Annotated in this window: 5 protein-coding genes and 1 pseudogene; 2 read left to right on the top strand and 4 right to left on the bottom strand. The window is 60.9% G+C overall.

The window, feature by feature from the left end; all coding sequences use genetic code 11:
• The 4 genes from Q0216_RS07110 to Q0216_RS07095 form a co-directional block, all read right to left on the bottom strand.
• On the bottom strand, positions 1-473 hold a 473-nt coding region (locus Q0216_RS07110; protein ID WP_298594069.1), incomplete at its 3' end, for a ferritin family protein.
• 305 nt (positions 474-778) lie between these two features.
• Complete coding sequence (gene dps / locus Q0216_RS07105) at positions 779-1,276, bottom strand: DNA starvation/stationary phase protection protein Dps (RefSeq protein WP_298594068.1); 498 nt, start codon at positions 1,274-1,276, stop codon at positions 779-781.
• A 301-nt stretch (positions 1,277-1,577) separates the two neighbouring features.
• Positions 1,578-2,234: an HAD family phosphatase gene (locus tag Q0216_RS07100; RefSeq protein ID WP_298594066.1), complete on the bottom strand. Its 657-nt coding sequence runs from the start codon at positions 2,232-2,234 to the stop codon at positions 1,578-1,580.
• A gap of 18 nt (positions 2,235-2,252) precedes the next feature.
• Positions 2,253-2,936 (bottom strand): NAD(P)-dependent oxidoreductase, encoded by a 684-nt coding sequence (locus Q0216_RS07095; protein WP_298594064.1) that lies wholly within the window; start codon positions 2,934-2,936, stop codon positions 2,253-2,255.
• Between the two features lie 232 nt (positions 2,937-3,168).
• Between Q0216_RS07095 and clpB the strand changes: the two genes are divergently transcribed.
• Together clpB and Q0216_RS07085 are read left to right on the top strand one after the other, a co-directional pair.
• A complete protein-coding gene (gene clpB / locus Q0216_RS07090; RefSeq protein ID WP_298594062.1) occupies positions 3,169-5,778 on the top strand; it encodes an ATP-dependent chaperone ClpB in 2,610 nt (869 codons plus the stop codon).
• Positions 5,779-5,969: 191 nt separating this feature from the next.
• A pseudogene (locus tag Q0216_RS07085) lies at positions 5,970-6,319 on the top strand (Sir2 family NAD-dependent protein deacetylase); the annotation flags it as partial.

Raw genomic sequence — 6,319 nt, 5'->3', positions numbered from 1 at the left:
TCCTCGTGAATCGCCTCGTCAGCCGCCATTTCCTCGGTGGCGTCCGGATCCTCAGCGTAGGGGGAGCGGGACTCGGCGCGCTGAGCCATCGCCAGAATAAATACCGAACCGAAGTTCTTCGCCAAGAACTGCAGCAGCAGAGACTGCATGGACGGGCGCACGTGCACATTCGCGTGCTCACCGAGCATGTCACGCCAATGCTGCTGGTGTCGCTTCTCTGCCTCAGCAACCTGGAGCAAGATCTCGCGGTCGGTGCCCTCGGCACGACGAGCCAGGTAGCGGTAGATGCGCGCCTCCGACTCTTCATCGGCCAGGTAGCGGCGCCAACGCTTAATCTGCGCGGGGGAGGGGGAGGTGACGGCGCTATGGCGGATGCTCTGCGAAGCTCCGGTCGCGGCGTTTTCCGGCTGAAGCTTCTCGGTTTCTAGCTTCTCGGTTTCTTCGCCGTGCTCGTGCTGGGGGTGTGCGCTCATAGTTCCCTTTCCGCTGCTCATGCGGTACGTGTGGGGCTGCCGGTTAGCAACCCATGACGCCTTCAAATCTATGTGTTCTGTGATGGCCAGTGAACCACTCTAAAGCACTCTGAACAGAAAATCTAGGACGGGCTAACCCCATGTTTATGTTCGCCTCAACGTACTTTGCTGTACCGCGTGGACGAGGAATGATGCGTGAACTCGGTGTGTGCCTCATACGAAAAACCGGGCGGGTGCACCCTCCATATAGGAGAGCGCACCCGCCCGGTTTATGACTCTAAAATTCGTGTCTTTAGAACGCTGGCTTAGATGTTGCCTTCGCCGTTTTCCAGGAATGCGCGGATGAACCACTGGAACTTCTCCAGCTCAGCGGTCTGACCGATCAGCAGGTCCTCGGTGACGGGGTCGGACTCGCCGGCGAATGCAATCGCCTTGCGGTGAGCCTCAATTACGCGGGTGTAGACGTTGTTCAGGGCGCGCAGGTGGTCAGCAACGCGTGCGCGGCCGACGGGGTAGTCCTCGACGGTGCGCTGTGCGACCAGTGCGCCAGCCAGACCGTTGGGGGTTGCGCCCAGGGTTGCCATACGCTCTGCGATAGCGTCAACGAACTCGCGGACGGTGTCGACCTGGGGGTCAATCATTTCGTGTACGGCGATGAAGCCGGGGCCGGTCACGTTCCAGTGAGCGTGCTTCAGCAGCAGGTGCAGGTCGTTCAGGTCGTGCAGACGTGCCTGGAGAACCTCGGAAATGCCCTTGCCTTCTTCGATGCTCAGGCCGGGTGCGGTGTAGTTTGCGAATGCCATGATGGTCTCCTTCATGATGCTGTGATGCTTGTGGTTCGGTGGGGTTTGTGGTCCCTCCGAACCGTTGTTACTAGTAAATCATTTTAGGGAACCACTGTCAAGGTTATTTTGAGTAATTCGTAATAAATCATCATTTGTGGGTTGCGCCGTGCTCAAAAACCCTCATTGCCCATGCATGCGTAAAGGGCGGGACACGCGGTATCTCATCTCGCGCATCCCACCCTTTGCGGTGAAGCGTATTCAGTTTTCTGCAGGGCTTCCAGTGTGCTTCTGTAGGGCATCCAGCGTGCGAATTGGGCGACTATGCCAGTGCGCGCACCGCCTCCAGGGTCAGCTCCTCATGCTTGAGGCGCAGGGTGCCCAACTCCTCCGGAACCTCCAGCTCGCCCGGCACAACAATGACGCGCATACCCGCCGCGGTCGCACTGCGCACACCCGAAGGGGAATCCTCAAGAGCCACGCACTGAGTCGGATCAACGCCCAGGCGCTCCGTCGCCAAAAGATAAGGCTGCGGGTCCGGCTTGGGGTGGGTGGTCTCATCATTACCAATAACCACCGAGAACGTTCCCTCGGGCGCCGCATTCGCGGTGCGGCGAGCCACGGAGGTGGTCGCGTTGGTGACGACTGCCGCCGGAATCTGCGCCTCGCGAACCTCCGAGAGGAAACGCTCAATGCCGGGCAGGAACTCGACCGGCTGCTGCGCCAGAGTCTCGTGCACCTTCGCCACCAGCAGGTTGTTAATCTCCTCGTCCGGCAGGTTTACGCCGCGCTCACGCAGGCGATCCAGGGTGAACTGCATCGACAGGCCCAGGCAATCGAGGGTGTCCTGCTCGGTCCAGGTGCCGCCAAATTCTGCAGCGAGAGCAACCTTTGCGGCAGCCCATACGGGTTCGGTGTCGACGAGGGTTCCGTCGTGGTCGAAGAGAATGGCGGCGGGGAAGGTATTCGTAGTCGTCATGCTTTTAAGCCTACCGGTTTATTTCTGGGGCGAGCGTAGGACGGCGTCCCCAATTGTCACCAAAAAATCCGTACCCGCATTCTGGGGGTTCTTAGCGATAGTGAGCAGCGCATCGGCGACGTCCTCACGGGCAATCGTCGGAATACCCGGAGCTCGCTCGACACTCGCCATGTCAATTACCTTCACCCCGCCCCTGCCGGGCTTATCGGTCAGCCTGCCCGGATGCGCACGCGAAATATACGGCTGATATTCGGAGACCAGGGTATCCGCCTTAACTCGGTCGGTGAAAATGCCGCGCATGATGACCTTGCACACTAGGCGCATGGGGAGTGAGGCGGTCCGTACCGTATCGCCCACGCCGTAGGCGCTCATCAGAACGCAGTGCTTCACGCCTGCGCCCGTGACCGCCTCCATGATGAGAGGCAGACGCTCCTGCATGAATGTGGAGGAGAGAAACTCTCGCACCGTAGCTTTCTGCCCCAGGATGCTAACCATCACGTCCTGCCCGGAGGATGCCGCGGTGAGTCGCTTGGCATCGTCCAGGGTTCCCGGAATAACGGTGAGATTTTGGTGAGCCCCCAAAAGTGCTAGCGCCTTATCGGGGTTGCGTACGTAGGCGGTGACCGTGTGCCCCTCCTCTAGTGCTTTGCGGGTGAAGATGCGACCGGTGCGACCGGTTGCGCCTAGAACCAGTATTTTCATGTGGGTCCCCATTCTGAGTTGTGGTTGTGGGAGCCCGCAAGCGCCCAGTCCGGTCAGTATAGCAATGCGGTTTCGACGGGGTCTTTGCTCGGGGTTCAGGGGACGCGAGGTGGAGCGAAAAATCTGAAAAATTTTTTGCAGAAGGCTTGCGAAACATAGTTGAGTGGAGTAGACTCAAGTTATGTAATACAGGGGCGCATAGGATAAGCCCTCGAAACACGAAAGGAACACTATGGACAACAAGTTCACCACCAAGAGTCAAGAAGTCATCTCGGCGGCAAATACTAACGCTCAAACCGCCGGCAACCCCACTATTGAAACCGCGCACATCCTCAAGGCCCTCATGGACCAGCGCGAAGGCGTCGCCGTAGCAGTCCTCAAGGCTGCAGGCCTGGATGTGGACGCTATCTCTGAGGCGGCATCCGCCGAAATCAAGAAGCTGCCGAAGGCATCCGGTGCTTCCGTGCAGAACGCCTCCCTCAGCCGTGCCGCGCTCTCCGCTCTGCAGGCGGCACAGACCCGCGCCCAGGGCTTCGGAGACACCTACGTCTCCACCGAAATGATTCTGCTGGGCATCGCCAGCGGAACCGATAGCACCGCGACCGCCATGCACAACCTTGGCGCAACCGCAGAAGTCATCGCACAGACCATCCCCAACGTCCGAGGAGACCGCACCGTGGACACCCCCGACCCCGAAGGCACCTTCCAGGCGCTCGAAAAGTACGGTACCGACCTGACCGCCATTGCCCGCGCAGGCAAGCTTGACCCGGTCATCGGCCGTGACTCCGAGATTCGCCGCGTCGTGCAGGTGCTCTCCCGCCGTACCAAGAACAACCCCGTTCTGATCGGTGAGCCCGGCGTCGGTAAGACCGCCGTCGTGGAAGGCCTAGCACAGCGTATGGTTTCCGGCGACGTGCCCGAATCCCTGCGCGGCAAGACCCTCATCAGCCTGGACCTGGGCTCCATGGTTGCAGGTGCAAAGTACCGCGGTGAATTCGAGGAGCGCTTGAAGGCAGTCCTCGAAGAAATCAAGAAGTCCGAGGGTCAGATTGTGACCTTCATCGACGAGATTCACACCGTCGTCGGTGCTGGCGCTTCCGAAGGCTCCATGGACGCGGGCAACATGCTCAAGCCCATGCTGGCCCGAGGCGAGTTGCGCCTGATTGGTGCCACCACCCTGGATGAGTACCGCGAGAACATCGAGAAGGACCCCGCCCTGGAGCGCCGCTTCCAGCAGGTGTACGTGGGTGAGCCCAGTGTAGATGACACCATCGGTATTCTGCGCGGTCTGAAGGAACGCTACGAGGCACACCACAAGGTGCAGATCGCTGACTCTGCACTGGTTGCCGCAGCATCCCTGTCTAACCGCTACATCCCCTCTCGTCAGTTGCCGGACAAGGCAATTGACCTGATTGATGAGGCAGCATCCCGCCTGCGCATGGAAATTGACTCCGCACCGGAGGAAATCGACCAGCTGCGCCGCGCCGTGGACCGCCTCACTATGGAGGAGCTGGCACTTGCCAACGAGACCGACCCCGCATCCGTGGAGCGTCTGGAGGCCCTGCGCAAGGATATGGCAGACAAGAAGGAACAGCTCGACGCCCTCAACGCCCGTTGGGAAGCGGAGAAGGCAAGCCTGAACCGCGTGGGCGACCTCAAGACTGAGATTGACGAGTTGCGTTCCCGCGCTGAGGTGGCACAGCGTGAAGGTAACCTCGCTGAGGCATCCCGCCTGCTCTACGGCGAAATTCCCGCAAAGCAGGCCGAACTGGAGGAAGCACAGCGCGCCGAGGACAACGCCAAGAACGAATCCATGGTCTCCGAAGAGGTCACCGCGGACGATATCGCCGAGGTTATCTCTTCCTGGACCGGCATTCCCGCAGGCCGCATGATGCAGGGCGAATCCGAGAAGCTGCTCGAAATGGAGAAGCGCATCGGTGCCCGCCTGATTGGTCAGGAAGCTGCCGTGGTGGCTGTCGCTGACGCTGTGCGTCGTGCCCGCGCCGGTATTTCCGACCCGAACCGCCCGATTGGTTCCTTCCTGTTCCTGGGCCCGACCGGTGTCGGTAAGACCGAGCTGGCTAAGGCGCTGGCTGAGTTCCAGTTCGATGACGAGCGTGCCCTGGTACGTATTGATATGAGTGAGTACTCCGAGAAGCACACCGTTTCTCGCCTGGTCGGTGCCCCTCCCGGATACGTCGGCCACGAAGAGGGCGGTCAGCTGACCGAGGCTGTACGCCGTCGCCCCTACTCGGTGGTCCTGCTCGACGAGGTCGAGAAGGCGCACCCCGAGGTCTTCGACATCCTGCTGCAGGTACTCGATGACGGCCGCCTGACCGACGGCCAGGGTCGCACCGTGGACTTCCGCAACGTCATCCTGATTCTGACCTCGAACCTCGGTTCGCAGTACCTGGTCAACCAGGACCTGCCCTTCGAGGAGCGCTCCGAGAAGGCTCTGGAGGTTGTGCACCAGGCATTCCGCCCCGAGTTCCTCAACCGACTGGACGACATCATCATGTTCCAGCCCCTGTCGGCTGAGAACCTGGGCCAGATCGTGGGCCTGCAGATTAAGAGCATGGCTAAGCGCCTGGAGGACCGCCGCCTCACCCTGAACGTGACCGAGGCAGCCCTCGAGTGGCTGGGTAAGACCGGCTACGACCCGGCATTCGGCGCCCGCCCGCTGCGCCGCCTGGTTCAGCGCGAGATTGGCGACCGCCTGGCTCGCGGCATCCTCTCCGGTGCTATTCACGACGGTGACACTGTGACCGTGGATGTGAACCCGGACGTTGCCAGCGACGGCCTGTCGGTGACCTCCGAGCGTGAGCAGAAGGCTGAGAACTAAACCGGCTAGCTCGGCTGACCCGACTGGTTGGCTGGACTTAGCCTGTGGCTGACTCCGCAGGTTCAAAACCACAAAAAATAGGCTGTGGGGTACCCTCGAAAGGGGGTGCCCCACAGCCGTTTAACGCGTTAGAACCGCGCTGAACCGCACTAGTACACAGAGCACTAATACGCAGAGCATTGAGGAGAAGAATGGACCGCTGGACTGACCACCAGAACTTTGCCGCCGCCGGTGAGCAGCGCGAAGAAATCGCCTCCGTGCACCGTGCCGCCATTCGCTCGATTCAGCGCGTTGTCTCTGAGAACGCCACCCCGCACGACGAAGAATATGCCTCCGCGGGTATTGCCGAGCTCCTCAAGGCGGGTAAGGTTCTCGTGCTCACCGGCGCGGGAGTGAGCACCGAATCCGGCATCCCCGACTACCGCGGACCCGGCGGCTCCCTGCACGACCACCGCCCCATGACCTACCAGGAATTCCGCTACGATGACGCCGCCCGCCAACGCTACTGGGCGCGCTCCTACGTGGGTTGGCGCCGCATGCG

This window comes from uncultured Rothia sp. (assembly GCF_937976295.1).
GTDB lineage: Bacteria > Actinomycetota > Actinomycetes > Actinomycetales > Micrococcaceae > Rothia.
The sequence above is the reverse complement of the archived record's forward strand: the minus strand, read 5'-3'. Positions and strand labels throughout refer to the sequence as shown.